We start from the raw sequence: 25,995 nt of genomic DNA, 5'->3' as shown, positions 1-25,995 counted from the left end.
TTAAAAGCTGAGTTTTAAATCTACTATAAATTTTTGTTCCTGCTGAAGAATTTTCAATTCGTGTTTTTGTGGGTAAAGTAACTGTAAACGCTTCTGAATATTTTTAATACCAATTCCACTTTGTTGAGTTTCGTTAGCTTGACAAGTATTTTCAATATAGAAATGAAGTTGATGCTTTGTTTCTTCAATCTTAATTTCAACTTGTAAAAAGCCGTTGATGATTTTCCCGTGTTTAAAACTGTTTTCCACAAAAGGCAGAAATAGCATCGGACTGATTTGCCGGTGAGGACTTTCAATTTGCTGGGAGAATTCAACCAAAAGCGTATCCTGAAAACGCATTTGCTCTAACGCAATATAATCTTGAATATGATTTAGTTCTTCTTCTAAACTCACTTTTTCTTTTTGGGTTTGGTAAAGAATGTAGTCTAATAGATTGGAAAGTTTTAAAACCATTTCTGGTGCTTCCTCTTTTTTGGATAATGTAAAACCATAAATAGTATTCAGTGAATTGAACAAAAAATGCGGATGAATTTGCATTTTCAAGGTATCTAATTGCTGCTTTTTTAGTTCTAGTTCAGTAGTTAGAAATTGTTGTTTTAGTTGTTCTTTTTCGTTGGAAGTTTGATATAAGTAAATGATTACTTGAAGTACAATAGCGAATAAGATAATCATTAAAATTCCCAGTAAAATAAATGGTAAAGTTTTAGTGATGGGAGTAATTCCTTCATTTTGAAAATCTTGTAAAAACACCAACGCATATAAGATAGATTGAATACTCAGGTAAGAAGTAATAATAAGTGTATAGCAACTATACAAAGCAAACCAAGCATATTTTTTGAGTATTAAATACTTAGGTATTAAATAATAGGAAAAAACATAAGTGGCAGCCATTGTCACTGGCATTAAAAAGAAGGTGAAGCGATTTACATAAGCTGTGTTGGTGCTTCCGTAGCCCAAAAAATAGGTGAAAAAGAAATAGATCCCCATCCAAAAAATCAGGTGAAGGAGTATTTCTAGAAGTTTTTTTAAGAGTTTATTCCGCTTCATAACCGTCACAATTTCCGCATTTTCAATGAAACTTCCGCGGTTTTGCGACCAATTACATGTATTTTTCTACAGATAACAGAAAAAATGCGGTGTTCAGGAGCTTCTCATAAAATCGGTTAAAACCAAGTAGAAATAGGTTGTCGGTCGATTAAAAATAAATCGGCTTGCAATTGCCTTTAGTTTTGAAATGTGTTTAACTTTAAAACTGAAAATTATGCAAACGTTATCTCTTTATCTTATCCCAAATGTAATTAGTCTTTCACTTACCGATAGATTAAATGAAGGTGGTCCGCTTTTTATGTATACCATACTCTTGGTGTTGCTGGCCATTGTTATATTATTTGTAGCTGAATTAATTCGAAGGAAAAATTTACAGAAAACCATGAGCTTGATAAGTTCTTTAAGTCTTTTTGCTTTGGTATGGGGATTTTTAGGTCAGCTTATCGGTTTAATTTCTGCTTTTGATAGTATTGAAGCGATTGGTGAAAGTTTATCGCCAGCTTTAATTGCCGGTGGACTTAAGGTAGCTTCGTTAGCTCCGGTTTTTGGAATGATTACTTTTTTGATTGGGAGAATTGCCATTATTATATTTACGGTGTTGAAGAAGGAATAGAATAATTGCCAAAATATTCTCTTTAAAAAAGCTTTGAACTTTTCTTCTTATTAAGAATGAATGCAGTTCAGTAATTAAAAATTCCCCTCTTTTAAAAGGAGAGGGATTTTTTGCGTGTATTTTAATAGTCCACACGTTATCTAAATCATTTGCTCTAAATATTCTTGGTTGGTTATGGGTATTTTAATTTGTTTTGATTGTTTATCGTAATAATGATGGAGATCCTCCTTTTTATTAATTATTAAAATCTTAATTAATTTATAAAATTTTAATAATCAATTCATTATGGGTATATTTAAGTTATATTTGAAATAGTTAACTTCAATAATTATAAAATTTAATTTTATGAAAAATCACTACTTAATAGTAAGCTTGTTGACCATTTTTTTGTTTTCTTGTAATAAAGATGATAACGACTTTCAAAGCACGAAAAATATTACCAATACCAATTTAAAAGGAGCAGTTCAAAAAGGGCCGTTTATAAATGGTACTTCCATTGATGTTTTTGAACTTGATAATAATTTATCCCCAACGGGAAATGTTTACACTTCTCAAATTCTAGATAATTCTGGATTATTTGAGTTATCAAATATATCGCTATATGAGAAATATGCCGAGCTTAGGGCTAATGGGTATTACTTCAACGAAGTTACAGGAGCCAACTCTAGTGCCCCTATTATCTTATCTACATTAACCAATGTTGCCGATAAAACGACTTCTAATATTAATATCCTATCGCATTTGGCAAAAAATAGAGTAAAATATTTAATGGAGTCTGAAAATCTTTCTTATCTAGATGCACAATTACAAGCTAGGGAAGAAATACTATCTATCTTTTCTATGGAGAAACCTGATATAGCTGATTTTGATTTATTGGATATTACGGTAAGCGGAGATGATAATGCTATTTTGTTGGCCATTTCTGTAATTACACAAGGATATAGAACAGAATCGGAATTAAGTGATTTACTAGCTAACATAAGTACCGATATCACAGAAGATGGTAGCCTTGATGATTCAAATACTCAAAGCTTGCTTATTAATGATGCAAGACTTTTTGATTTAGCGGAACTTAGAAATAACGTTGAAAATCGTTATCAAGACTTAGGAATGAGTGTGACTATTCCAGATTTTGAAACCTACGTGAATACTTTCGTCGATAGTACTTCTTATACCTATACCAATTATATTGATTATCCTGAATATTCAGATTATGGTGAAAATGTTCTTTTTTCAGATAAAGAAGTTTTCAGTTCTAATCAGCTTAGCTTGGCAGCTGAATTACCAAGAGGAACCTCTTTAAAAATAGTAATTAAAAATGGACAATGGTCTTATGTACAATTACCTAATGCACCGATCAATTGGAAAGCATCCAATTATGATAACGTAAATGAAACTCAAACATTTACAGTACAAGAGAGCGGAAAAGCTAGTGATTTGATAATAAGTTTTCAATCAGGAAATCATGTGATAGAATACTATGAAAATGGTGCACAGACTCCTACACGTATCAAAAATATTGAAATCTAATTAAAATACCTCTTCATCATTTTAGTAGTAGCTACATAAATGAATAACTTTTTTGGCTCATACTTTTAATAAAGGTGGAAATATATAATCGTTATTGAAAAAGCATTGAAATGAACAAGATATAGCTTTAAATTTTTTAACTTTAAGAGCTTAAAAAACTAAAATTATGGCTATTCAAAAACCGTTTAATCTGAATAAGTGGATTGAAGAAAATAGAGATACCCTCAAACCACCGGTAGGAAATAAAAATTTATATAAAGACGCCGGCGATTATATTGTAATGATTGTGGCCGGACCCAACGCCAGAAAGGATTATCATTATAATGAAACCGAAGAATTGTTTTATCAGTTAGAAGGCGAAATAGAAGTACATATTCAAGAAGATGGAGAGAAGAAAACGATGAAACTAGGCGCTGGAGATATGTATTTACATCCGGCAAAAGTGCCTCATTCTCCCGGTCGCAAGGAAGGCTCTATTGGCTTGGTAATTGAGCGAAAGCGAGCTCACCTAGAAGCAAAAGATGGTTTACTATGGTTTTGCGACAATTGTAACCATAAATTGTATGAAGTTTATTTTCCATTACATGATATTGAAAAAGACTTTTTAAAACACTTTAAACATTTTTACGGAAGCGAAGACTTACGCACTTGTGATAATTGCGGAGAAGTAATGCCAGTGGATAAACGCTTTGTAGCCGACGAATAAATAATTCTCAATTTTTAGCTGTCGTGTAATAACTTCAAGCTCGTCAATTCCCGTAAAAACCTGTTAAGATTTTTGTATAGAAAATGGGCTTGAAGTTAAAGTTTGTTGCCGGATGCATGTGACATCGTTTCAGTGCACAAAATCACTTGAACGGAGTAATTTTTAATTTCTTAATATACTATGGATTGTTATTTTTAGTAGAAGATGATCTTTCTTTTTTTGCTAAAAAATCGACATACTGTTCGTATTTTCTCTTTTCCTCGTCAGAAGATTTCTCTAAGTAAGTAATCATTTCTTCAAGCAAATGGGAAAGTGAATAAATAGTGTTTCTTTTTCTGTTATTTAGTTTAAGTAAATAAGAAAGTAGATAGAAAATAGCTGCTATTGCAAGAAACAAAAATCTTAAATACCTAAAAATAATAACAATCCCTTTTTTTTCTGAAGAAGAAAGTGGTCCTTCATATTCTTCAATAAGTAAAATAAACTCGCCTGGTAAAAAGCAAAAAACAGTAATAACTAAGGAGCATATGGAAAGTAGGAGGAAAGCTATTTTAAGTAAATTAAATGTTACATTTTTAGAAAACTTTATAGCTATATTTTCCTTTATCTTACTATAAGCCTGCTGAAATTGTCTTATCCTTACGTTGGTTTCTTGTATTTTGAAGAGTTTATATTGCCTAAGCTCTTCATCAATTTTACTCGGCATAATGGAATAAAGAATTAAAGGTTAGATGATAACAAAAATACTTAATTCTATTTTAAGAAGATTGAATTTTTTGTTTAACAATAACTTTTAGTATAATCTAGCTAATTTCGGATTTAAATTTTTAACTGATAAGTTGAAGTTTGTATCGAGATAGGGTTTCCCATTTACTTCTTGATACAATTTATAGTTTCTCGAAATCATTCGAAATAAGACTTCAACAGATTTATAATGACAAAACTGAACTCGTCATCCTTGACTTGATCCAGTATCTCATCACTCTTATGCGATTTAGAAACGACCCACGCTAACCTTACCGGCGAACATATAAATTATTGCGAATTACGGCTCATCAAAATATTACAAGCTGTTCTTATAGCTCTAATTTTAAATCTTTAAAAATTTCTTTGAACATTTCGCCTGGGTCAATATCAATTGCTAAAGCAATTAAATACAATTCATCAGCTCTTAGTTTGGTAGATTCATTTGAACTTAACTGAGATAGCCTTGCCTGACTAATTCCTGTTCTTCTTGAAACCATTGCTCTATTAACTGATTTTCTTGTTAAGTATAGCCCTAATGAAGTCATAAACCTTTCGAATTTGTAGAGATAAATTTAATTCTTAGAAATAAAACTATAGAAAGTCTATATTTTTATTTTATATTTTTATAGACTTTAGATATATTTGTTTAGAAAGTCTAAAGAATTATTATCGATACTTATATATTATGAGAAAAAGATATACTAAAGCCGATTTAGAAGAGATTGTTTATAGACAATTAGAGAACTTAAACGCAATGCACGATTTATTGGAAATTATGAAATTCCAAAACGATTTAATTCAAAACATCAATCAGACATTAAGGGAAGAAATAGGTCAATTTAAAGAGAAGCAATTTATGTATCCAAAAAGAAGGTCAAAACCATAAAATATGAGTAAGTTTATTCCAAAATTGCTATCAACAATTAAATTTATAATTGATAAGTTGAAATTTGTATCGAGATAGGGTTTCCATTTACTTCTTGATACAATTTCTAGTTTCTCGAAATCATTCGAAATAAGACTTCAATAGATGTAATGACAAAACTGAACTCGTCATCAAGTATAAAGCCTGTCTAAGGTCGTATAGTTTAGATTTAGAATGAACACATTTTACAAAGTCTAATAGCATTAGCGGTCTATATTCTCTAACTACTAGAATCACGTCATTCCCTTAATATCATTACTCCAAGTCGGGTAGGCAAAAATCATCGCTTTTAGGTCGTGGCAGGAAAGACCGCCACACATTGCCATTACAAACATATTAATCATTTCTCCGGCATCTGGACCTACCAGGTGAGCGCCAAGAACTTTTTCGGTTTCTTTGTCTTTAATCACTTTAAAGGCATAGTGCTGATTGGCAATACGCTTAGAATTGAACCAGCTGGGTACCGATTTATGCTTTACTACATAATCAAACCCTCTTTCTTTAGCTTGCTGTTCTGAAAGTCCTACGGAAGCCACGTTGGGCAGTGTAAACACGACAGAAGGTTGCGGCGGATAATGCGCTTCGGTTTTATTATATTTTCCTAAAAGATTCGCTGAAACCACTCGCGATTCCTGGGAAGAAAGTGGTGTTAGTGGTAAACCTTCACTATTGGAAACATCTCCACAAGCATAAACATTTGGGTTGGTGGTGTTTTGTAGATGCTCATTTACGGCAATTCCTTTATTACTGAAAGCGACATTCCCTTTTTCCAGTTCTAATTCGTCAATGGAAGGAACACGTCCTGCTGTATTAAAAACCAGTTCTGCTTTTGCAAAAATTTCTTCTCCGTTTTTCGTTTCTGCAGTCACCCGAAGGTATTTCCTAAGCTTTTCTACTTTTGAAGCTTTCGCATTGAATATAAATTTGATGCCAATAGCTTCGGAAGCTTCGGTAAGATGCGCCACCATATCTTCATCAAAATTTGAAAGTGGTCTGGGTTCGGTATCAATTACCGTAACTTCAACGCCAAGTCTAGCGGCAATATGAGCGAATTCCATTCCAATATAGCCGGCACCAATAAAAATCATCGATTCAGGAAGCTTTTCCAATTCTAGGAAATCATCGCTGTTCAGCATTAATTCGGCTCCCGGAATTTTAAGCGGCATGGGTTTATTACCAGTGGCGATTACGATTTTTTTGGTCTTTACCGTTTTGCCTTCTACCGAAAGCGTGTTTTCGTCTAAAAATTTAGGAGATTGATGATACATCTTGATGCCAAGAGCAGCCAAATCTTTTTCGGTAGCTGCGGGAATAGCACCTGTAAATTTATACTTGAATTTCTGTAAATCTTCCCAGTTTACTTCTGGCATTTTTGAAATTCCCAATCCAAGCATATTCTGGGAACGCTCAATAATTTCGGTAATCCCTACCAACACTTTTTTTGGATCGCAACCTCGATTGGGGCAGGTGCCGCCATATTCTCGATTATCGGCTATGGCTACTTTCCATCCGGCTTTTGCGCAATCTTTAGCTACGCCTTTTCCGGCAGTTCCGGTACCGATTACAAAAACATCAAATTCTTCTATTCCCATGTTATTATTTTTAGATATTAGAAGTTAGATCATAGATCGCTTCGCTTTTAGAAATTAGAGCATAAGTAACACCTTTCTATTATCATTTTTTCTTTTTCCATTGTGAAAAAACCTGACTGCCGCGCAGGTTCAGAATAATGATATTGGTTTTCAAAATAAAAAATTACCAAATTAAACTAATCGTCTATTTTCTAATTTGTCACTACTCAATTCTCATTACTACTTAAATATACTTCACCACTCCACCATCAACCCGTAAACTTGCTCCATTGGTTGCTGAGGAAAGCGGACTTGCAACATAAGCAATCATATTGGCGACTTCTTGCGGATCTGCAAAGCGTTGGATTAATGAACTGGGACGCTGAGTTTCAAAAAACTCATTTTCTATTTCCTTTTTATCATTATTTTCGGCATCTACCATATCTTTTACGCCTTCAGAATAGGTTGGGCCGGGTAAAACACTATTGACCGTGACATTGGTGCCTTTGGTAATTTCGGCAATTCCTCTTGAAATGGAAAGTTGTGCGGTTTTGGTCATTCCATAATGAATCATTTCTACGGGAATGTTCAAGGCACTTTCACTGGAAATAAAGATGATTCTTCCCCAATCTTGCGCTAACATTTTTGGGAGTAAAGCTTTCGAAAGTCGAACGCCACTAAGTACATTTACTTCATAAAAAGCTTTCCATTCTTCATCGGGAATTTCAAAAAAGTCTTTTGGATTAAAAATGCCCACATTATTGATAAGAATATCGACTTTACCAAGTTTTTCAATCAGGCTATCTACTTGATCTTTTTTCGAAAAATCGCAGGCAATTCCAGAGATTTTAGCGTTGTTGATTTCGGTAGTGATGCTTGAAATGGCTTGGTTTATGCTTTCTTTTGATCGCCCGTTAATGATGACTTCAGCTCTTTCTTTGGCCAAGGTTTTCGCAGTGGCTAGACCAATACCTTTGGTAGAACCTGAAATAAATACTTTTTTATCTTTTAACTGATAATCCATCTTTTCTTTTTTTGAATTTAGAATATAAAGTTTAGATCGCTACTAAAGCCAGAAGAAGCATTCTGCTTTTAGAACCCTGTGAGAGGTTCCGTAGGCAAATGCTTCCTGTTTTGGAATTCGAACAAATCCGTGCAGGAAAAGTTTGATTCCCAAAGTAATCCTAGCTAATAGAAAAGCGATTAGGTGATTAGACATTAAGAAGGAGCTTTTAAACTTCCTGTAGGGCTAATTCTGTAGCTAAGTTACCTTCTAAGATTTCAAAAGTTTTATTTTGGAGTACATTTGGAGGTAAGCAGTCTACCAATACTTGAGCTACGTCTTTACGAGAAATTTCACCATATTCGTTTAATTTCTCTTTGGCTTTGATGCGATTGTTTTTTTCACCGTCGGTCAATGCTCCTGGTCTTACAATACTATAATCTAAAAAACTTGCTTTTAAATGCTTGTCTGCTGTTTGTTTGGCCTCCAAATAGTGTTTTAGATCTTCATTTTGAGAAGGATCGTCTGCGCCCATAGAACTTAGCATTACAAACTTCTTAACTCCGGCAGCTTTTGCTCTATCAATAAGGTTTATAGCTCCTTCTTGGTCTACTGCGGTTGTTTTTTCTTTGCTTGTATTTCCTCCACTCCCAGCAGCAAAAATAACGCGGTCTTTGCCTTTAACAACTTCAGTAAGATCTCCTTCTAAATCTGCGAGTTCTACTTTTACGTTTTGATTTTCAAAGTAAGCTTGTTGTTCTTCTTTTCTAACCATCGCAATAGGTTCATAACTAGGATTATCTTTTAAAATATTAATAATTTCTCTTCCTGTTTTACCGTTTGCTCCAGCTACTAAAATAGTTTCCATAAAGTTTTTTCTTTTCAAGATACTAAGGAAGCAGAAGAAGCTCTCTCAAAGAAAGCTTAAATAACAAAGGATTAACAGAATGGGGATGTTTATTATAGCCTGTAATCTAAAGGCAATAAACTCGAAATTCTCAAAGTACTCATATAGCCGCTAATATAAAAATACCTGTTCGGGTAAAAGTTGCCTAAGTTATCGGTATAGAAGGATGTGCTAGTTAAGTTATCTATTAATTTTATATAAGATTGATATTTATTATCGTATAGAACAGAAATTTTTTTGGTTAAAAAATCAATTTTATTTTTGTTATTTGATATAGAATCTATATTAAAATATCTATAGGGAGGGATTTCTCTACCTTCTTGAAATATTTTAAAATTATTTTCTTTTAATTTTTTATTAGAAAGAGATCTCATAAAATGGGTAAGTGACCCTAAAAATATTTTTTCTCTTCTTTTTAGATGTTTTCTTTTTGTGTCTTTATTTATTTCTTGAAAGAAACTGCTTCCAGCATAATAAAAAGAATTAGGATGAAATTCAATAAGGGTATCGTTATTGTATTGAGTAATTTTTCTTTTATTAAATTTTAGTTCAAAATCCATTAACTGGTAATTTATTTTGTAACCTAAATATTTATTCTCTATTAAAAGCACTTTTTCTGAATAAGCGGTAAGGGTTTGAGAACTAGGACTAAAACGTAATTTTATATCTTCTTCATTAAGAACTTTGCATTCTTTCTTTGTGTAGTCTCCTCCCAATAGCCATTCTTTAAAATAATTGAGTTTTTTCTCTCTAGACCAAGGATCGGTTTCTAGAAATACTTCTTCTAAAGATTCTCGATCTACTTCAAGTTCAATAACTCCTAATTCTAACTGTTTCTGAAGCTGAATTAACTCAGATTTGTAACCTAAGGAACTTATGATAAGTGGAACATCAGATTCTTTTTTGATAGTTAATTGGAACTTTCCGGAGTCATTTGATATCGTACCTATAGTAGTTCCATCAAAATAGATACTAGCGCCGTAGATAGGTTCTTTGGTTTCAGCATCTATAATTTTACCGGTAATCGTATTTTGGGTGTAACCAATGAGGCTTATTAATAAAAGAAAAATAAATACATAATGTTTTTTAACCCTCATTACTATTGATCTTTTTTTCCAACTCTTCCTGTAATTCTTCCATTACTGGTTTTACAGTCGATTCGGGTAAGTCGGCAATACGGATGTACATTAATCCATCTACCGAGTTATTAAAAAGTGGATCTACATTAAAAGCTACAACTTTTGCGTTTTGCTTGATATACTTTTTCAGTAAAACCGGCATTCTTAAGCTATCAGGTTCAAGCTCATCAATAATTTTATCAAATTTGTTGAGGTCGGCTTCGGTTTCATCAAAGACAAAATCTTTATCGGCATCTTTCAATTTGACCTTGTATTCTTTTTTAGGGCGAATGTATTGTGCTACATAAGGATCGTAATAATGAGACTTCATAAACTCAATCATCATCGATTTTGAAAAATCTGAGAATTTATTACTAATGCTTACGCCACCAATAAGGTAATTATGTTCCGGGAAACGAAGCGTACAATGAACGATCCCTTTCCATAACAAAAATAATGGCATGGGTTTTTGCTGATATTCTTTAACGATAAAAGCACGTCCCATTTCTATAGATTCACTCATGAGCTTGTATAATTCCGGTTCAAAACGGAATAATTGCTGAAGGTAAAACCCATCGATTCCATATTTTGGGAATATTTCTTTTCCGAACCCCATGCGATAAGCGCCAACTATTTTTTTTCCTTCATTATCATATAGAAACAAATGGTGGTAATAATCGTCAAATTCATCTAAATCGGTAGCATTGTTAGTCCCTTCTCCAATAGCTCGGAAAGTGATTTCCCGTAGGCGTCCAATTTCTTTTACGATATTAGGAATATGTTCCCTAGTGACTAGAAAAACTTCGTAGTTTTTACTTTGGAGTAAGCGTTTGTCATTTTCTCGGCAAAAATCTATTTCGGCTTCCATCAAATAATCTTCCGTTTCACCTGCAATTTGTTTGGGAGATCGTGGAATTTTAATTTGCTTCGGGATATGAATGTTTTTCAATAAGCTTTTCTTGTTGAACCCACTGGAAAGCATATAGGTTTTTCTGCGCAAAAAATTAGTGAAATCTTCTAGCGTTTCATGTTCTTGCTGATCTGCTACCGAAATGGGATTCCCGATCCGCACTTTTATTTTACGTTTTTTTTGGGTGAGCATTTCACTGGGAAGTTTCGCTGTTCGAAAGGAATCATTCAGTTTTGCTAACCGATAAAATGCAGCGCTATTTTTTGCATGAAAATAAATGGGGACTACCGGAACTTCAGATTTTTGAATAAGTTTCATCGCTTCCGGAAGCCAAGGTCTGTCTACAATAATTTTATCTTCTTTATGTGTTGAAACTTCACCTGCTGGGAAAATCCCTAATGGGTTACCGTTTCGGAGATGCAGAATAGATTCTTTTAAACCTTTTACACTTGATTTTGCTTCCTTTCTATCTTCAAAAGGATTAACAGGCATGATATAAGGTTGTAGCGGGTCTAGCCGGTGTAGTAAGAAATTGGCGATTATTTTAAAATCGGGTCGTTTTTCTATAAGTATTTTCATTAAAATCATTCCGTCAATAGCACCGAGCGGATGATTGGAAATAGCAATAAAAGGGCCGGTTTTAGGGATTCTTTTTAAATCTTTTTCAGGAATTTCAAAATCTACTTCTAAATAATTGAGAATAGAATCTATAAATTGAGTTCCACTAAGGTGTTTACGGTCCTCGTAAACTTTATTAAAATGACTTAACTTCGTTAGCTGCATCAAAGCCGCTCCAAAAGCAGTTCCTAAAAACCCGAACTTTTCTATATTAAGTCCCTTTGCAACTTCTTTAGCAGAAACAAACCCCATACATACGTTTTCTTACAAATATAATAAATTTAGGTTATCGGTATTTTACTCTTTGGTGACAAGCTGTACCGTTGTTCTGGTAAGCTGTTTGAGTAAAATGGTTTTACCTTCTTCTAGCTGATTGATAGCTTCTTCTGAAAAATGCCGAATGGTATAAAGCGAAACATTTTTATGGTATTTTACCTTATATTTTGCTTTTAGATGCGTAATTAATTTATCAACATTGTTGAATTTATTATCGACACATACCGAAAAACTAATGGCAGAATTTTGAATAAGGTCTACTTTAATTTGGTATTTGTGAAATAACGCAAAAATTTCACTTATGTTTTCTTCCACAAAAAAGGAAAAATCTAGCGCAGAAAGTGATAAAAGCACCAAGTTTTTCTTAACGATAAAACAAGGAACATACGGAGTGATAATTTTACCTCTACCAACAACAGTTCCTTCTGCTTCGGGATGATAAAAAGATTTCACTAATAATGGTATTTCCCTCTTTTGTAAAGGTTGAAGTGTTTTAGGGTGAATTACCGATGCACCGTAAAAAGCTAGCTCTATGGCTTCTTCGTAACTAATTTCTTTGAGAAGCTGGGTGTTTTTAAAAACCCGGGGATCTGCATTGAGTACGCCATCAACATCTTTCCAAATGGTTACATCAATGGCTTTTAGGCAATAGGCGAAAATTCCAGCGGTATAGTCACTTCCTTCTCGGCCGAGTGTGGTGGTAAAATTATTGGGATCTGAAGCAATAAAACCTTGTGTGAGGTACAATTTATTCCCTTGGATATTTTCCTGAATTTTCTTTTCTGTTGAAACCCAATTTACTTTAGCATCGCGATAAGTAGCATCGGTTTTGATAAGGTTTCGGGCATCCAGCCACGTGTTTTCAATATTGAGAAAACTTAAATATTCACTGACGATAGTGGTGCTGATTAATTCTCCAAAACCTATTACTTGATCGTAAACATAATCGTAGTTAGGTGATTTATTTCGATTTAGAAAAGTTTCTAGTTCTTCAAATAAATGTTTCACTTTATGAAAAACAGGAAGGCTTTTATCAGGAAAAAGCTCCATTAAAATTTGATGATGATAAGTTTTAATTACCTGAATATTCTCAGTAAGACTGGTGTCTTCTTCAAAATAACTATGAATGACTTTCTCTAAAGCATTGGTGGTTTTTCCCATAGCTGAAATCACCACAACTTTATGGGTAATGCCGGTTTTTTGTAAGACTTTGGCAACGTTTTTTACACCTTGGGCATCTTTTACCGATGCGCCTCCAAACTTGAATATATTCATGAATTGCTTTTCAGAAATTTGTGAATCGAATCTTCATCAAACTGAACGGTGTTCCATTCAGAAAAAATAGTTGCTCCCGTATTTTTATAAAAATTGATGGCCGGTGCATTCCAATCTAGAACAACCCATTCTACCCGTTTTAGGTTATTTTCAGCAGCAAACTCCATTACTTTTTTATAAATCTGAAAACCAATGCCATGACCTCGATAAGCTTCATTGACAATTAAATCTTCTAAATGAACGGTTTTTCCTTTCCAAGTAGAGTACCTAAAATAAAAAAGTGCCATTCCTATTATTTTTCCTTCAGTTTCGGCAACAAAACAGTTAAATAATGGGTTTTCGCCAAAACCATCTCTTTCTAAATCTTCCACGGTAACTTCTACCGCATCAGGTTCTCTTTCGTAAACGGCTAATTGTTGAATTAAACTTAAAACGGAAGGCATATCTTCTTGGGATGCCTTTCTTACTTGAAAATCCATATCTTGCACTTTGCAAACAAAAATAGCAATACAATCACTTTTTTTCTATTTTTGTTGAAGAAACAAATGAAATATGTCTAAAAAAAACCAAACGCTGGGTGAATTTATTATTGAAAACCAGCAGGCTTTCCCTTATTCTTCCGGAGAACTTTCAAGGCTAATTAACTCGATAAGGTTAGCGGCCAAAGTGGTGAACCACGAAGTGAATAAAGCCGGTCTCGTAGATATCACCGGAGCAGTAGGAGACACCAATATTCAGGGGGAAGAACAACAAAAATTAGATGTTTACGCCAACCAAAAATTTATTCAAACTTTAACCAATCGCGAAATCGTTTGCGGAATCGCTTCCGAAGAGAATGATGAGTATATAACCATCCAAGGGCACAACAAAGATCACAAAAATAAATACGTGGTTTTGATGGATCCGTTGGACGGTAGTTCAAATATTGATGTAAATGTGTCTGTAGGGACTATATTTTCAGTTTATCGCCGTGTTACTCCAATTGGGACTCCGGTAACCATGGAAGATTTCTTGCAGCCCGGTAATTTGCAAGTAGCGGCCGGTTATATTATTTACGGAACCTCTACCATGCTGGTTTATACAACCGGTCACGGAGTAAATGGCTTTACCTTAAATCCGGCAATTGGAACCTATTACCTTTCGCATCCTAACATGAAATTTTCTGAAGACGGAAATATCTATTCGGTGAATGAAGGAAATTATGCGCAATTTCCTCGAGGGGTAAAAGATTATATAAAATATTGTCAGGCTGAAGAAGACGATAGGCCGTACACCTCAAGATATATAGGATCGTTAGTTTCTGATATTCATAGGAATATGATTAAAGGGGGAATTTATATTTATCCCGGAAGTTCTAAATATCCTGATGGAAAATTACGATTGTTATATGAATGTAACCCGATGGCTTTTATTGCAGAACAAGCCGGAGGAAAGGCTAGCAATGGTTTTAAACGGATTATGGATATTAAACCAACTGAACTGCACGAACGTGTTCCATTTTTCTGCGGAAGTAAAAATATGGTTGAGAAAGCAGAAGAATGTATGCGAAACGCAAAAGAAAAATAAAAAACAGAAAGTAAGATCAACTCTTACTTTCTGTCTAGTAAATATTTATAATCATCAAAACTTAGACTTCCGCCTAATATTTTGATAGACTTTTCGATGATTTCCTTAGAACTCTCTGAAGAAAAACCTAAACCAACTGCATAGCGTTTAAGTAAAAAAGCTTCTTGCTCGTCCATATCGTGATCAGCGAAAATTACGGTCAGTAAATCGTAAAGCCTTTCTAACCTTTTTTCAGTTGTGTGCGGAGGAGTAATAGGATAGTTACTTGGGTTCTTTAAAACCTCTTTTACTTCACTTTCGTGAATATCCAATTTTCTGGCAAGACGTTCCAGCACCTGTTTTTCTTCCTCGTTAATTTCACCGTCAACAGCAGCTATATTAACAATGGCCGCAAAGTGCCCAAGATTTTTGGTGTGTTCTCCTGAACCAAATAAATCTGAAAATGACATAATTATAATTTTTGATGGGCAAATATAAATAATGCATTTATAAAATTTAGCTTTTATTTTTAGATTTCTGCTAAGCTGTGAAGCTGAAGAAAATAGAACTTTATCATATTCTTAATCAGGGAGTTTTTTTTAAAATATTGAAAGTCGGTTGCATAAAATTCCTTAATTTCGCAAACCATTAGAAAATGCGTACAAATGAGTAAGAAGTTTACTGAATATAAAGGGCTTGACCTTCCAAAAGTTGCAGAAGAAATCCTTCATTTTTGGAAAGAACAAGACATTTTTGATAAGAGTATAACTACCCGAGAGGGAAAAGAACCTTTTGTATTTTTTGAAGGACCTCCTTCAGCCAACGGTCTTCCCGGTATTCATCACGTGATGGCGAGAAGTATTAAAGATATTTTTTGTCGTTATAAAACCCAAAAAGGCTATCAGGTAAAACGTAAGGCCGGGTGGGATACGCACGGGCTTCCGGTAGAACTTGGTGTAGAAAAAGAACTCGGAATTACCAAAGAAGATATTGGTACTAAAATTTCTGTGGAAGAATATAACGATGCGTGTAAAAACGCGGTGATGCGTTACACCGATGTGTGGTCTGACCTTACTGAAAAAATGGGCTATTGGGTAAATATGGATGACCCATATATTACCTACAAATCCAAATATATGGAAAGCGTTTGGTGGCTGCTTTCTCAGATTTATAAAAAAGATTTGATCTATAAAGGCTATACTATTCAGCCGTATTCCCCAAAAGCAGGAACCGGTTTAAGTTCACATGAACTTAACCAACCGGGAACCTATCAAGATGTTACCGATACTACTGTTACTGCACAGTTTAAAGCTGTGAAAAATGAAGCTTTTGAAAATTCGGTGTTAGGGCAGATTGATGAAATTCAAGATGAACCGGTTTACTTTATTGCCTGGACAACCACACCTTGGACATTGCCAAGTAACACGGCACTAACGGTTGGGCCAAAAATTGATTATGTATTGGTGAAAACTTATAATCAGTACACTTTTGAGCCGATTAATATCATAGTGGCTAAAAACCTAGTAAGTAAAAACTTTAATAAAAAGTTTCATCAAGTTGAAAATGAAGAGACTTTAAATTCATATAAACAAGGCGATCAAAAAATTCCTTATTTAGTGCTGAGTGAATGTAAAGGAAAAGATTTAGTAGGCATTAAATACGAGCAATTATTGCCGTATGCAAAACCGCATAACCATCCTGAAGATGCTTTTAGAGTTATTTCGGGAGATTTTGTTACCACGGAAGATGGTACCGGGATTGTACACACAGCACCAACTTTTGGGGCAGATGATGCCATGGTAGCTAAACAAGCTACTCCTGAAATTCCGCCGATGTTGGTAGAAGACGAAAACGGAAATTTAGTTCCGCTTGTTGATCTTCAAGGGAAGTTTAGACCCGAGATGGGAGAATTTGCCGGCAAATATGTGAAGAATGAATATTATGATGAAGAAGACGCTCCCGAAAAATCGGTAGATGTAGAAATTGCCATTAAATTAAAAGAAGAAAACAGGGCTTTTAATGTAGAAAAATACGTCCACAGTTATCCAAATTGCTGGCGTACCGATAAGCCTATTTTATACTATCCGCTTGATTCTTGGTTTATCAAAGTAACCGAGGTGAAAGATCGTATGCATGAATTAAACAAAGGCATTAATTGGAAACCAAAATCTACCGGAGAAGGTCGTTTTGGTAACTGGTTGGCCAATGCCAATGATTGGAACCTTTCTCGTTCCCGTTTTTGGGGAATTCCACTCCCTATCTGGAGAACTGAAGACGGAAAAGAAGAAAAAATCATTGGTTCGATTGCAGAATTGAAAGAAGAAATGCAAAAAGCAGTAGATGCCGGATTGATGAAAGCCGATGCTTTTGCTGAATTTGAAGTGGGTAATATGAGTGAAGAAAACTACGAAAAAGTAGATCTTCATAAAAATGTAGTAGATAAAATCACTTTGGTTTCTTCAGAAGGGAAGCCGATGAAGCGAGAAGCCGATTTGATAGATGTTTGGTTCGATTCAGGATCCATGCCTTATGCACAATGGCATTATCCTTTTGAAAATAAAGAACAAGTAGAAGCTGGCGACAAAAAAGCCGATTTCATAGCAGAAGGAGTAGATCAAACCAGAGGGTGGTTTTATACGCTACACGCTATTGCTACCATGATTTTTGACGATGTAGCCTATAAAAATGTAGTTTCTAACGGATTGGTGTTAGATAAACACGGTCAAAAAATGTCGAAGCGTTTAGGGAATGCTGCAGATCCTTTTGAAACTTTAGCGGCCTTTGGTCCCGATGCAACCCGTTGGTATATGATTGCCAATGCCAATCCTTGGGATAATTTAAAATTTGATATTGAAGGTATTTCTGAGGTTCGTAGAAAATTCTTTGGAACTTTATACAATACCTATTCATTCTTTTCGCTTTATGCAAATATCGATGAGTTTACCTATGCGGAAGATGATGTGAAATTAGCCGATAGACCAGAAATCGATCGTTGGATTCTTTCAGAATTACATACGTTGATAGGTAAAGTAGATGAGTTTTATAGCACCTATGAGCCCACAAAAGCAGCTCGGGCAATTTCAGAGTTTGTGCAAGAGAATTTAAGTAACTGGTTTGTACGTTTAAGTAGAAGACGATTCTGGAAAGGCGATTACCAGCAAGATAAAATTTCAGCCTATCAGACACTTTATACGTGTTTAGAAACAGTGGCGAAATTAGGGGCTCCTATCGCTCCATTTTACATGGATAGACTTTACAAAGATTTAACGAAAGCTACGCAGAAAGAAGATTTTGAAAGTGTACATTTGGCCGCTTTTCCGGTTCAAGATGAATCGTTTATCGATAAATCGCTAGAGCGGAAAATGGAAATGGCGCAAATTATTTCTTCTTTGGTTTTATCATTACGAAAGAAAGAAATGATTAAAGTAAGGCAACCTTTGCAGCGGGTAATGGTTCCTGTGCTAGACCCTAGTGTAAAAGAGCAAATTTTAGAAGTGGCAGAACTGATTAAATCTGAAGTAAACGTAAAAGAAATCGAAATGATCGATGATGCTTCAGGTATTTTGGTGAAAAATATTAAGCCGAATTTTAGAACCTTAGGACCAAAATTCGGGAAAGATATGAAACACGTAGTGGCTGCTGTTAATCAACTAGAAGCCGCTGATATTGCTCAAATAGAGAGGGATGGAGAACTGAATGTGGAGGTTAATGGAAAAATGACTACTTTGCAGCTCGATGATGTAGAAATTACCTCAGAAGATATTGAAGGATGGCTGGTAGCAAGTAATGCAGGTTTAACAGTTGCATTGGATGTGACCATTAATGAAGAATTGAAAAAAGAAGGGATAGCAAGAGAATTGGTGAACAGGATTCAAAACCTTCGTAAAGATTCTGGTTTTGAGGTAACCGATAAAATTGATATTAAACTATTAAAAGATGGCGTGGTCGAGAACGCTGTTCAAGATAATTTGGAGTACATTAAGAATGAAACACTTACTGCGAATCTCGAACTAGCAGATAAGTTAGATAGTGGGGAAGAGATTAATTTTGATGATGTAAACACCCAGCTATTGATTAATAAACATTAAATATCTATGGCAACAGAATTTAAAGAACATTACAGTGATAAAGAGTTAGAAGAATTCAAGTCGCTTATTTTGGGAAAAATTGAAAAAGCGCAAGCTCAATTAGATTTGTATAAAAGTGCTTATACTAATAATAGTAGTAATGGAACCGATGATACTTCCCCTACCTTTAAGGCTTTTGACGAAGGGAGCGAGACCATGAGCAAAGAGGCAAACTCTCAATTGGCCACCCGTCAAGAAAAGTTCATTAGGGATTTAAAAAATGCGTTAATCCGTATTGAAAATAAAACTTACGGAATTTGTCGTGTGACCGGTAAATTAATCAATAAAGATCGTTTAAAATTAGTTCCTCACGCAACACTTAGTATCGAGGCTAAAAATATGCAGAAATAAACAAAAGCTTTTTAAGCTGAATAATAAAAACGTTCCTATCTTGGAGCGTTTTTTGTTTTATAGAATTGAATATACGTAATGAATCATACTTAGGTGCCGTCACCTTAAATTGTCACATTGAGCGGAGTCGAAATGTTGATTCAGGGTCTTATTCTCAAGATTCTGTTTATTGATTATAAAATTTATGTTTTTTAAAAAACTACTTATTCTTTTTATATCCATTTTCAGTAATTCATTAGTTGCTCAACGAGAGAATATAGAAACAATCGATGCTGAAGGTATTCAGGAAATAATAATTCTGGCCGATGAAATTTTTCAGGTTGAAATAAACACAGCTTCCAAAAATTCCCTAGAAATTAAAAGTATTTCTGAAGGGGAGTACCTTCAGCATATTCATTTGCAATCGAAAATAGCAGGAGAAAAATTAGTATTGACTTCTACGTATCAAGAAATTTTAACTAGTGGTTTCGATAAGTTGAGTGCCCATAAAGTGTATGCGGTAAACCTTCAACTGAGCATTCCAGAAAATTTAAAAGTTACTGTAATTTCTAACTTAGCTTCTGTTTATGCTCAGGGAATTTTCCGCTATTTCGAAGTAGAACTAAAATCAGGACGTTGCGAGCTTATTAATTTTCAGGGAGAAGCTTTAATTAATACTTATGGTGGTGATGTGTGGGTGGAAACCAACAGGGCAAATGTAGATGCTCAAACTAATCACGGAAAAATACAAGTAGATAAAAGTCTAAAATCAGGAGAGCCAATTCATATAAAATCTATTTCAGGAGATATAAAAGTGATGAAAACTCAATAAAAAATGTATTTTTACCGCCAAAAGCAATGAGATGTCGTTAAAGAAAGCTACACTCTTTATTATACTTGTTTTAATTATAGATCAAATCTCTAAGGTTTATATTAAAACAAATTTTGTATTGGGCGAAGAAGTAAAAGTCTTCGATTGGTTTAGAATACTTTTTGTTGAAAATGAAGGAATGGCTTGGGGAGCAAAAATCCCGGGACAGTACGGTAAACTCATCCTTACCCTTTTTAGGTTGGTTGCCATTTGTTTTATAGGCTATTGGCTTTGGGATTCTGTTAGGAAAAAGAGTTCTGCCTTTTTAATTGTAGCTATATCATTAATATTTGCAGGTGCTTTTGGTAACATTATCGATTCTGTTTTCTATGGAATGATTTTTAGCGATAGTCACGGAGAACTAGCCACTTTATTTCCTGCCGATGGAGGCTATGGAACTTTGTTTCATGGAAAGGTAGTAGATATGCTCTACTTCCCGCTTTGGAGTGGTTACCTGCCAGAATGGATCCCGGTTTGGGGCGGACAGTATTTCACCTTTTTTGAACCGGTATTTAATATTGCCGATTCAGCTATTACCATTGGCGTTGCAATATTGATTATCTTTAATAAAAAGGCTTTTCCGAAAGAGAAGAAAGAAGAATAGCGGGAGAATCTTTTCTTATTGATTAAACGTGTAGATTTTATCGGGAGTCACACAATAATCCAATCCGATATCGTTGACATCGATATCACTAATTTTGTCTAAAGCTTCAAAAAAAGAAAGCCCAACTTTTACCGAATTACCTTTACATTCTTTAAGGAAGCGGTCATAAAAACCTTTTCCGTACCCGATGCGTTCTCCTTTTTTATCGAAAGCTAACAACGGAATAAAAATAACATCTATTTCTTGAGGAGGGATTTCAATACCAAACATAGGTTCCGGTATTCCCCAGCTATTGGCTTTGAGGGGCGTGGCGTCGGTTAGTAAATAATGCTGCATCCCTAAGCTTTTAAAATCGCTTTTAGAAACCACGGCATTTTTATCTTTACCGTTTAAAATATGCAGGATAAATTCAGTATTAACTTCTTTTAAATGTTTAATAGATAGAAAAATATGATAAAAAGAATAGTTCCAAATAGGGAGCTCTAGGAGTTTATTGGCAATGCTTAAGCTTTTCTCTTCAATATCCTCTTCAGAAAGCTCGTTTCTCTTCTTTCTATAGGCTATTCTAATATCTTTCTTCTTCATGGTTTACCCTTTAGAAATATGAAAAATAGCATCTCCTTGATAAACAATGGGTGATTGATTGGCGTTGATGATATAACCGGTTTGTGAGGCAGTTACTTTATGGCGAAACTCTCCGTAAGGATCGGTGATAATAGCTATATATTCTCCTTTTTCTACTTTTTTCCCTATAGGGATTTTTATATGAAGTAAACCACTGTATTTAGCACGCATCCAAGAACTATCTTCAATGATGATAGATTTTTGATTTGCTTTGGGTACCGTAAAGCCTTCCCTTAGCATTCCCAAATGAGATAAAAACCGTTGAATACCTTCTACGCCAATTTTGGCAATTTCTTTATTGCTGTCTAAAGATTTCCCGCCTTCAAAAAGCAAAACCGACTTGCCAAGATTCATACACGATTTTCGGTAAGATTTAGCAATGGTTTTGGAGTAAACAATGAAAGGAGCATTAAAAATATGTGCTAATTCTAAAAGCTCTTTTTCATTTTTATCAATTCTTATCTGTGCCGAGTTAAACCTGCTGGAGCCGCCAGTGTGAAAGTCCAAACAATAATCGGCTACCGGTAAGATTTCTTCTGTAAATTGATATGCCACGCGACTTGCCAATGGTCCTTTTTTAGCTCCGGGAAACATTCGGTTCAGATCCCTTCCGTCAGGGAATTCACGTTTCAGGTTTAAAAAACCAAATACATTGACCACGGGAATACAAATAATGGTTCCCTTGGCAGGTTTATTTATTCCTTTAGCAATGGTTTGCCGTACGATTTCTACTCCATTAATTTCATCGCCATGAATTCCGCCGGTAATTAAAACCACCGGTCCCGGCTCGGTAGAGCGTTCCACAATAATAGGAACTTCTACTGCGGTAGTGGTATAAAGTTTTGCCGTGTTAAAGTTGATTTTAGCACTTTCTCCCGGCTTAATTTTTTTATTTAATAAAGTAAGAATATTTTGCTCGTCGATGCCTGCCATACTTTTATACATTTTTTTCGATGTATCTTATAATGCTTTTGGCAATATCTTTATTAGTAGCTTTTTCAATGCCTTCTAATCCAGGAGAAGAGTTTACTTCCAAAATTAACGGGCCTCGACTACTTTGTAGCATATCTACTCCGGCTACTCCTAATCCCATTGCTTTTGTAGCTTTTACCGCTGCAATTTCTTCCTCATCAGTCAATTCGATAACTGCTGCACTACCGCCACGGTGAAGGTTAGAACGAAACTCTCCTTCTTTTCCTTGACGTTTCATAGCACCCACTACGTGTCCATCTACTACAAAGGCCCTAATATCTGCTCCTTTGGCTTCTTTAATAAATTCTTGTACAATTACTCTAGCTTGTAGCCCATTAAACGCTTCAATTACCGATTCTGCAGCATTTTTGGTTTCAGCTAAAACAACTCCTAAACCTTGTGTTCCTTCTAGTAATTTAATCACTAAGGGAACGCCGCCCACTTGTTTAATTACGCCTTCAACATCACGGGAATAATTGGTAAAAACCGTTTTTGGCAATCCAATTTTTGCTCGGGAAAGTACCTGTAAACTTCTCAGTTTATCGCGGCTTCTTACTAGGGCTTCAGAATCTGTGGTAGTAAAAGCACCCATCATTTCAAACTGACGAACTACTGCCGTACCGTAAAAGGTTACAGAAGAGCCGATTCTCGGAATAATCGCATCTACATTTTCAATATAACCACCTTTGTAATAAACATTGGGTCTACGTTTTTCGATAACAATATCGCATTTTAAAGGATCGATTACTTCAACCTCATGTTTACGCTTTTTGGCCGCTTCAATTAAACGTTGAGTGGAATACAGTTTAGGATTTCGGGATAATATTTTAATATTCATAATTTTTATTCTTGAGTGTTGAAGGAAATATCTTTTAATTGCGGATCTACCACAAATTTATTATTTAAAAATTTTCTTCCAATAAGCACCGGAAACTTCATTTCTTTTCGGTCACTCAAAGAAAGCGATATTTTATAAACTTTCTTAAATATTTTAATCGTAGATTTTATTTCATAGCGTTTTTGCGCTATTCCGTTGCTACTTCGTACTTTTATGGTATTGTATTCCTTAAAAACCATGGGCTTATGGTTGTAGTTCGGATGCTCTTTGTCTAAGAAATTACAGTATAAAACTCCGTTTTCCTCGTGAATATCTTCACAATGGATGGAAGAAGTGTAAGCCCCGGTGTCAATTTTTACAGCGATTTCCTTTAAACCAAGTTCGGGAAATTCGGCTTTATCTACTCTTCCTATCGTTTTTTTCGATTTGTTGGTCATATAACAAAACTAAACATTTTTAGATATATGCTTTTTGTTTTATGAAACTATTAAAAAAATACATAGTTCTAAAAATAACATAAAATAGGATAAGGTTTAACGCAACCAAAACAAAAAAAAGCATCTTTTTTATAAACGAGGCTTTATGAGAAAATACACAACTTCTATTATCCTTCTCTTACTTTTTTGCTATGCTTGTTCTAAGGATGACGATGCAACTTTAAATGACAATACCTTAGCCGGGGAATGGATCTTGACAAAAATATTATGTTTTTGTGATGAAAACCCAAGCATACCCGCAGGCGATCAAGTATGGAAATTTGAAACTAAACAGCAAAATTTAAAGGTTACCAATAATGTTTCAGAACCCTACTTAGCTAACGGAGAATATAGTTATATGGTTAAAGGGGATAGTCTTTTTATTGACAACCCTAATTCTTCATTTAATTATAATTATAAGTTTTTTATAAAATCTGATACCCTGAGATTAGAAGATAAACCAGAGTTAGACGGGCCTATTTTGCTATTCGTCAAAAATTAATAAGGGCAATCATAGATTTCAAGAAAGATTTTTATTAAAAATTGCAGATAGCTTATCTTTGAATTATGGATGTACCTGCAATTGAGATTCAAATCAAAACCTTACCTTCCAGTCCGGGAGTCTATCAGTATTACGATAAGAATGGAAAAATCCTATATGTTGGAAAAGCTAAAAATTTAAAGAAACGGGTTTCGTCCTACTTCAATAAAAAGCATGATAGCCATCGAATTGGGGTGATGGTAAAAAAGATTAAGGAAATTCGGCACATTGTGGTGAATTCTGAAGCCGATGCTTTATTGCTTGAAAACAACCTGATTAAAAAATACCAGCCTCGCTTTAATGTGATGCTGAAAGATGATAAAACCTATCCGTGGATTTGCATTAAAAATGAACGCTTCCCTCGCGTATTTTCTACGCGACGTTTAATAAAAGACGGAAGCGAATATTATGGGCCTTTTACCAGTGTAAAAACGGTCAATACTTTATTAGAACTTATTCGGGAGCTTTATCAAATAAGAACCTGCAATTATGACCTTTCTGAAGAAAAAATTAGAAACGGAAAATATAAAGTTTGCCTAGAATATCACTTAGGTAATTGCAAAGGTCCTTGTGAAGCCTTGCAGCCGGAAGTGGAATATCATAACAACATTGAGCAAATTCGACAAATTGTAAAAGGTAATTTTAAAGATTCCCTTCATAAGTTTAGAGACCAAATGCAAGCGCATGCTGAAAAAATGGAATTTGAAGATGCGCAGCGTCTAAAAGATAAGATTGATATTTTAGAGAAATATCAAGCTAAATCTACAGTAGTAAATCCTAAAATCAATAATGTAGATGTGTTTTCAGTTATGAGTGATGAAGGCTATGGTTATGTAAACTTCCTTCAACTTTCGCATGGGGCGATTATTAGATCGCATACCATTGAAATGAAAAAGAAGTTGGCAGAAAGTGACCGGGAGTTGTTAGAATTGGCCATTACAGAAATTAGGCAACGCTTCAATTCTAAATCTCCTGAAATTTTTGTACCTTTTAAAGTCGATGTGGGTGAAAATATAAAAGTGACTGTCCCTAAACTGGGCGATAAAAAATCGATTGTAGATTTGTCCCTACGGAATGCAAAATATTATCGCCAGGAGCGTTTTAAACAAATGAAAATTGTAGATCCTGATCGCCATGTGAATAGGTTAATGGGGCAAATGAAAAAGGATTTACGTTTAAGCGAAGAACCTCGGCATATTGAATGTTTCGATAATTCAAATATCCAGGGGAGTAATCCCGTGGCGGCTTGTGTCGTATTTAAAGATGGGAAACCAAGTAAGAAAGACTATCGTAAATTTAATATAAAAACGGTAGAAGGCCCTAACGATTTTGCCTCCATGGAAGAAGTCGTGTTTAGGCGTTACCGAAGATTGTTGAATGAAGAAGAACCTTTGCCGCAGTTAATTATTATTGATGGGGGAAAGGGGCAACTTTCTTCCGCAGTAAAAGCACTGGAAATTTTAAATTTACGCGGAAAAATTGCTATTATTGGGATAGCAAAGCGTTTGGAAGAGTTATTTTATCCGGGAGATTCCATTCCGTTGTATCTCGATAAACGTTCAGAAACCTTGAAAGTAATTCAACAATTACGGAATGAAGCGCACCGGTTTGGGATTACTTTTCACCGTAACAAAAGAAGTAATGCCGCTTTGGGAACAGAATTACAGGAAATTCCCGGGATTGGAGAGAAAACAGCTGTTGAACTTCTAAAACATTTTAGATCGGTAAAACGGATTCAAGAAGCTGAGAAAAAAGATTTAACAGAAGTTGTAGGCAATGCAAAAGCTACCTTAATCCATAATCATTATCATTCGTGATACC

General features: G+C 34.7%; 26 protein-coding genes. 11 read left to right on the top strand and 15 right to left on the bottom strand.

Features of this window, described 5'->3' with window-relative positions; translation table 11 throughout:
* On the bottom strand, positions 1-1,047 hold the full coding sequence (locus FVB9532_RS15605) for a sensor histidine kinase (protein WP_150546115.1): 1,047 nt from the start codon (positions 1,045-1,047) through the stop codon (positions 1-3).
* Between the two features lie 214 nt (positions 1,048-1,261).
* On the opposite strand from FVB9532_RS15605, the gene FVB9532_RS15600 reads away from it, so the two are divergent.
* The 3 genes from FVB9532_RS15600 to FVB9532_RS15590 all read left to right on the top strand — a co-directional run bounded on the left by FVB9532_RS15600 (position 1,262) and on the right by FVB9532_RS15590 (position 3,896).
* Positions 1,262-1,660 carry a MotA/TolQ/ExbB proton channel family protein gene (locus FVB9532_RS15600; protein ID WP_150546114.1) on the top strand — a complete coding sequence of 133 codons (399 nt, stop codon included), beginning with the start codon at positions 1,262-1,264 and terminating at the stop codon, positions 1,658-1,660.
* A gap of 345 nt (positions 1,661-2,005) precedes the next feature.
* Positions 2,006-3,190: a hypothetical protein gene (locus tag FVB9532_RS15595; protein ID WP_150546113.1), complete on the top strand. Its 1,185-nt coding sequence runs from the start codon at positions 2,006-2,008 to the stop codon at positions 3,188-3,190.
* 166 nt (positions 3,191-3,356) lie between these two features.
* Positions 3,357-3,896, top strand: coding sequence for a 3-hydroxyanthranilate 3,4-dioxygenase (locus FVB9532_RS15590; protein ID WP_150546112.1), 540 nt, complete (start codon positions 3,357-3,359; stop codon positions 3,894-3,896).
* Positions 3,897-4,074: 178 nt separating this feature from the next.
* On the opposite strand, the gene FVB9532_RS15585 is transcribed toward FVB9532_RS15590, so the two are convergent.
* Positions 4,075-4,602 (bottom strand): hypothetical protein, encoded by a 528-nt coding sequence (locus FVB9532_RS15585; RefSeq protein ID WP_150546111.1) that lies wholly within the window; start codon positions 4,600-4,602, stop codon positions 4,075-4,077.
* Between the two features lie 370 nt (positions 4,603-4,972).
* The gene (locus tag FVB9532_RS15580) at positions 4,973-5,188 is read right to left on the bottom strand and encodes a helix-turn-helix domain-containing protein (protein ID WP_150546110.1); all 216 of its coding nucleotides are present in this window, start codon (positions 5,186-5,188) and stop codon (positions 4,973-4,975) included.
* A 140-nt stretch (positions 5,189-5,328) separates the two neighbouring features.
* Between FVB9532_RS15580 and FVB9532_RS15575 the strand changes: the two genes are divergently transcribed.
* Positions 5,329-5,529 carry a hypothetical protein gene (locus tag FVB9532_RS15575; RefSeq protein WP_150546109.1) on the top strand — a complete coding sequence of 67 codons (201 nt, stop codon included), beginning with the start codon at positions 5,329-5,331 and terminating at the stop codon, positions 5,527-5,529.
* Between the two features lie 272 nt (positions 5,530-5,801).
* Here FVB9532_RS15575 and FVB9532_RS15570 read toward each other — a convergent pair whose 3' ends face one another.
* From FVB9532_RS15570 to FVB9532_RS15540, 7 genes are all read right to left on the bottom strand, one after another.
* On the bottom strand, positions 5,802-7,160 hold the full coding sequence (locus tag FVB9532_RS15570) for a dihydrolipoyl dehydrogenase family protein (protein WP_150546108.1): 1,359 nt from the start codon (positions 7,158-7,160) through the stop codon (positions 5,802-5,804).
* Positions 7,161-7,383: 223 nt separating this feature from the next.
* Positions 7,384-8,163: an SDR family NAD(P)-dependent oxidoreductase gene (locus FVB9532_RS15565; RefSeq protein ID WP_150546107.1), complete on the bottom strand. Its 780-nt coding sequence runs from the start codon at positions 8,161-8,163 to the stop codon at positions 7,384-7,386.
* A 208-nt stretch (positions 8,164-8,371) separates the two neighbouring features.
* Positions 8,372-9,010, bottom strand: a complete 639-nt coding sequence (locus tag FVB9532_RS15560) for an SDR family oxidoreductase (RefSeq protein WP_150546106.1) — start codon at positions 9,008-9,010, stop codon at positions 8,372-8,374.
* A 92-nt stretch (positions 9,011-9,102) separates the two neighbouring features.
* A complete protein-coding gene (locus tag FVB9532_RS15555; RefSeq protein ID WP_150546105.1) occupies positions 9,103-10,146 on the bottom strand; it encodes a carboxypeptidase-like regulatory domain-containing protein in 1,044 nt (347 codons plus the stop codon).
* The gene (locus tag FVB9532_RS15550; RefSeq protein WP_150546104.1) at positions 10,136-11,947 is read right to left on the bottom strand and encodes a lysophospholipid acyltransferase family protein; all 1,812 of its coding nucleotides are present in this window, start codon (positions 11,945-11,947) and stop codon (positions 10,136-10,138) included. The genes FVB9532_RS15555 and FVB9532_RS15550 overlap by 11 nt, the downstream gene beginning before the upstream one ends.
* 45 nt (positions 11,948-11,992) lie before the next feature.
* On the bottom strand, positions 11,993-13,246 hold the full coding sequence (locus tag FVB9532_RS15545) for an aspartate kinase (RefSeq protein ID WP_150546103.1): 1,254 nt from the start codon (positions 13,244-13,246) through the stop codon (positions 11,993-11,995).
* Entirely contained in the window at positions 13,243-13,725 is a 483-nt protein-coding gene (locus FVB9532_RS15540; protein WP_150546102.1) for a GNAT family N-acetyltransferase, read from the bottom strand. The genes FVB9532_RS15545 and FVB9532_RS15540 overlap by 4 nt, the downstream gene beginning before the upstream one ends.
* 73 nt (positions 13,726-13,798) lie before the next feature.
* On the opposite strand from FVB9532_RS15540, the gene fbp reads away from it, so the two are divergent.
* Complete coding sequence (gene fbp, locus FVB9532_RS15535) at positions 13,799-14,812, top strand: class 1 fructose-bisphosphatase (protein ID WP_150546101.1); 1,014 nt, start codon at positions 13,799-13,801, stop codon at positions 14,810-14,812.
* A gap of 23 nt (positions 14,813-14,835) precedes the next feature.
* Here fbp and FVB9532_RS15530 read toward each other — a convergent pair whose 3' ends face one another.
* Complete coding sequence (locus FVB9532_RS15530) at positions 14,836-15,261, bottom strand: tellurite resistance TerB family protein (protein ID WP_150546100.1); 426 nt, start codon at positions 15,259-15,261, stop codon at positions 14,836-14,838.
* Positions 15,262-15,456: 195 nt separating this feature from the next.
* Here FVB9532_RS15530 and ileS point away from each other — a divergent pair, with 195 nt between their 5' ends.
* The 4 genes from ileS to FVB9532_RS15510 all read left to right on the top strand — a co-directional run bounded on the left by ileS (position 15,457) and on the right by FVB9532_RS15510 (position 20,723).
* Complete coding sequence (ileS, locus tag FVB9532_RS15525; protein WP_150546099.1) at positions 15,457-18,879, top strand: isoleucine--tRNA ligase; 3,423 nt, start codon at positions 15,457-15,459, stop codon at positions 18,877-18,879.
* 6 nt (positions 18,880-18,885) lie between these two features.
* A complete protein-coding gene (locus FVB9532_RS15520) occupies positions 18,886-19,269 on the top strand; it encodes a TraR/DksA family transcriptional regulator (protein WP_150546098.1) in 384 nt (127 codons plus the stop codon).
* A gap of 184 nt (positions 19,270-19,453) precedes the next feature.
* Entirely contained in the window at positions 19,454-20,080 is a 627-nt protein-coding gene (locus FVB9532_RS15515) for a DUF4097 family beta strand repeat-containing protein (protein WP_150546097.1), read from the top strand.
* Positions 20,081-20,111: 31 nt separating this feature from the next.
* The gene (locus tag FVB9532_RS15510; protein ID WP_150546096.1) at positions 20,112-20,723 is read left to right on the top strand and encodes a lipoprotein signal peptidase; all 612 of its coding nucleotides are present in this window, start codon (positions 20,112-20,114) and stop codon (positions 20,721-20,723) included.
* A gap of 15 nt (positions 20,724-20,738) precedes the next feature.
* Here FVB9532_RS15510 and FVB9532_RS15505 read toward each other — a convergent pair whose 3' ends face one another.
* Genes FVB9532_RS15505 through FVB9532_RS15490 form a run of 4 tightly spaced genes read right to left on the bottom strand, consistent with a single transcriptional unit; the run spans position 20,739 to position 23,594 of the window.
* A complete protein-coding gene (locus tag FVB9532_RS15505) occupies positions 20,739-21,308 on the bottom strand; it encodes a 5-formyltetrahydrofolate cyclo-ligase (protein ID WP_150546095.1) in 570 nt (189 codons plus the stop codon).
* 3 nt (positions 21,309-21,311) lie between these two features.
* On the bottom strand, positions 21,312-22,280 hold the full coding sequence (locus tag FVB9532_RS15500; RefSeq protein WP_150546094.1) for a succinylglutamate desuccinylase/aspartoacylase family protein: 969 nt from the start codon (positions 22,278-22,280) through the stop codon (positions 21,312-21,314).
* Positions 22,281-22,284: 4 nt separating this feature from the next.
* On the bottom strand, positions 22,285-23,157 hold the full coding sequence (gene rimK, locus FVB9532_RS15495) for a 30S ribosomal protein S6--L-glutamate ligase (protein WP_150546093.1): 873 nt from the start codon (positions 23,155-23,157) through the stop codon (positions 22,285-22,287).
* 5 nt (positions 23,158-23,162) lie between these two features.
* Positions 23,163-23,594 (bottom strand): ATP-dependent zinc protease family protein, encoded by a 432-nt coding sequence (locus FVB9532_RS15490; RefSeq protein ID WP_150546092.1) that lies wholly within the window; start codon positions 23,592-23,594, stop codon positions 23,163-23,165.
* A 145-nt stretch (positions 23,595-23,739) separates the two neighbouring features.
* Here FVB9532_RS15490 and FVB9532_RS15485 point away from each other — a divergent pair, with 145 nt between their 5' ends.
* Together FVB9532_RS15485 and uvrC are read left to right on the top strand one after the other, a co-directional pair.
* Entirely contained in the window at positions 23,740-24,135 is a 396-nt protein-coding gene (locus FVB9532_RS15485) for a hypothetical protein (protein WP_150546091.1), read from the top strand.
* Positions 24,136-24,200: 65 nt separating this feature from the next.
* Positions 24,201-25,991, top strand: a complete 1,791-nt coding sequence (gene uvrC, locus FVB9532_RS15480) for an excinuclease ABC subunit UvrC (RefSeq protein WP_150546090.1) — start codon at positions 24,201-24,203, stop codon at positions 25,989-25,991.
* Positions 25,992-25,995: the final 4 nt, after the last annotated feature.

It is taken from the genome of Mesonia oceanica, assembly GCF_902499555.1.
Classification (GTDB): Bacteria; Bacteroidota; Bacteroidia; order Flavobacteriales; family Flavobacteriaceae; genus Mesonia; species Mesonia oceanica.
Note: the sequence above shows the minus strand (reverse complement) of the source record. Positions and strands in the feature narration are given on the sequence as shown.

Bases quoted from the DNA above. Each gene is read 5' to 3' on its own strand.
- FVB9532_RS15605 (WP_150546115.1), bottom strand. From the start codon at position 1,047: ATGAAGCGGAATAAACTCTTAAAAAAACTTCTAGAAATACTCCTTCAC.
- FVB9532_RS15600 (WP_150546114.1), top strand. From the start codon at position 1,262: ATGCAAACGTTATCTCTTTATCTTATCCCAAATGTAATTAGTCTTTCA.
- FVB9532_RS15595 (WP_150546113.1), top strand. From the start codon at position 2,006: ATGAAAAATCACTACTTAATAGTAAGCTTGTTGACCATTTTTTTGTTT.
- FVB9532_RS15590 (WP_150546112.1), top strand. From the start codon at position 3,357: ATGGCTATTCAAAAACCGTTTAATCTGAATAAGTGGATTGAAGAAAAT.
- FVB9532_RS15585 (WP_150546111.1), bottom strand. From the start codon at position 4,602: ATGCCGAGTAAAATTGATGAAGAGCTTAGGCAATATAAACTCTTCAAA.
- FVB9532_RS15580 (WP_150546110.1), bottom strand. From the start codon at position 5,188: ATGACTTCATTAGGGCTATACTTAACAAGAAAATCAGTTAATAGAGCA.
- FVB9532_RS15575 (WP_150546109.1), top strand. From the start codon at position 5,329: ATGAGAAAAAGATATACTAAAGCCGATTTAGAAGAGATTGTTTATAGA.
- FVB9532_RS15570 (WP_150546108.1), bottom strand. From the start codon at position 7,160: ATGGGAATAGAAGAATTTGATGTTTTTGTAATCGGTACCGGAACTGCC.
- FVB9532_RS15565 (WP_150546107.1), bottom strand. From the start codon at position 8,163: ATGGATTATCAGTTAAAAGATAAAAAAGTATTTATTTCAGGTTCTACC.
- FVB9532_RS15560 (WP_150546106.1), bottom strand. From the start codon at position 9,010: ATGGAAACTATTTTAGTAGCTGGAGCAAACGGTAAAACAGGAAGAGAA.
- FVB9532_RS15555 (WP_150546105.1), bottom strand. From the start codon at position 10,146: ATGAGGGTTAAAAAACATTATGTATTTATTTTTCTTTTATTAATAAGC.
- FVB9532_RS15550 (WP_150546104.1), bottom strand. From the start codon at position 11,947: ATGGGGTTTGTTTCTGCTAAAGAAGTTGCAAAGGGACTTAATATAGAA.
- FVB9532_RS15545 (WP_150546103.1), bottom strand. From the start codon at position 13,246: ATGAATATATTCAAGTTTGGAGGCGCATCGGTAAAAGATGCCCAAGGT.
- FVB9532_RS15540 (WP_150546102.1), bottom strand. From the start codon at position 13,725: ATGGATTTTCAAGTAAGAAAGGCATCCCAAGAAGATATGCCTTCCGTT.
- fbp (WP_150546101.1), top strand. From the start codon at position 13,799: ATGTCTAAAAAAAACCAAACGCTGGGTGAATTTATTATTGAAAACCAG.
- FVB9532_RS15530 (WP_150546100.1), bottom strand. From the start codon at position 15,261: ATGTCATTTTCAGATTTATTTGGTTCAGGAGAACACACCAAAAATCTT.
- ileS (WP_150546099.1), top strand. From the start codon at position 15,457: ATGAGTAAGAAGTTTACTGAATATAAAGGGCTTGACCTTCCAAAAGTT.
- FVB9532_RS15520 (WP_150546098.1), top strand. From the start codon at position 18,886: ATGGCAACAGAATTTAAAGAACATTACAGTGATAAAGAGTTAGAAGAA.
- FVB9532_RS15515 (WP_150546097.1), top strand. From the start codon at position 19,454: ATGTTTTTTAAAAAACTACTTATTCTTTTTATATCCATTTTCAGTAAT.
- FVB9532_RS15510 (WP_150546096.1), top strand. From the start codon at position 20,112: ATGTCGTTAAAGAAAGCTACACTCTTTATTATACTTGTTTTAATTATA.
- FVB9532_RS15505 (WP_150546095.1), bottom strand. From the start codon at position 21,308: ATGAAGAAGAAAGATATTAGAATAGCCTATAGAAAGAAGAGAAACGAG.
- FVB9532_RS15500 (WP_150546094.1), bottom strand. From the start codon at position 22,280: ATGGCAGGCATCGACGAGCAAAATATTCTTACTTTATTAAATAAAAAA.
- rimK (WP_150546093.1), bottom strand. From the start codon at position 23,157: ATGAATATTAAAATATTATCCCGAAATCCTAAACTGTATTCCACTCAA.
- FVB9532_RS15490 (WP_150546092.1), bottom strand. From the start codon at position 23,594: ATGACCAACAAATCGAAAAAAACGATAGGAAGAGTAGATAAAGCCGAA.
- FVB9532_RS15485 (WP_150546091.1), top strand. From the start codon at position 23,740: ATGAGAAAATACACAACTTCTATTATCCTTCTCTTACTTTTTTGCTAT.
- uvrC (WP_150546090.1), top strand. From the start codon at position 24,201: ATGGATGTACCTGCAATTGAGATTCAAATCAAAACCTTACCTTCCAGT.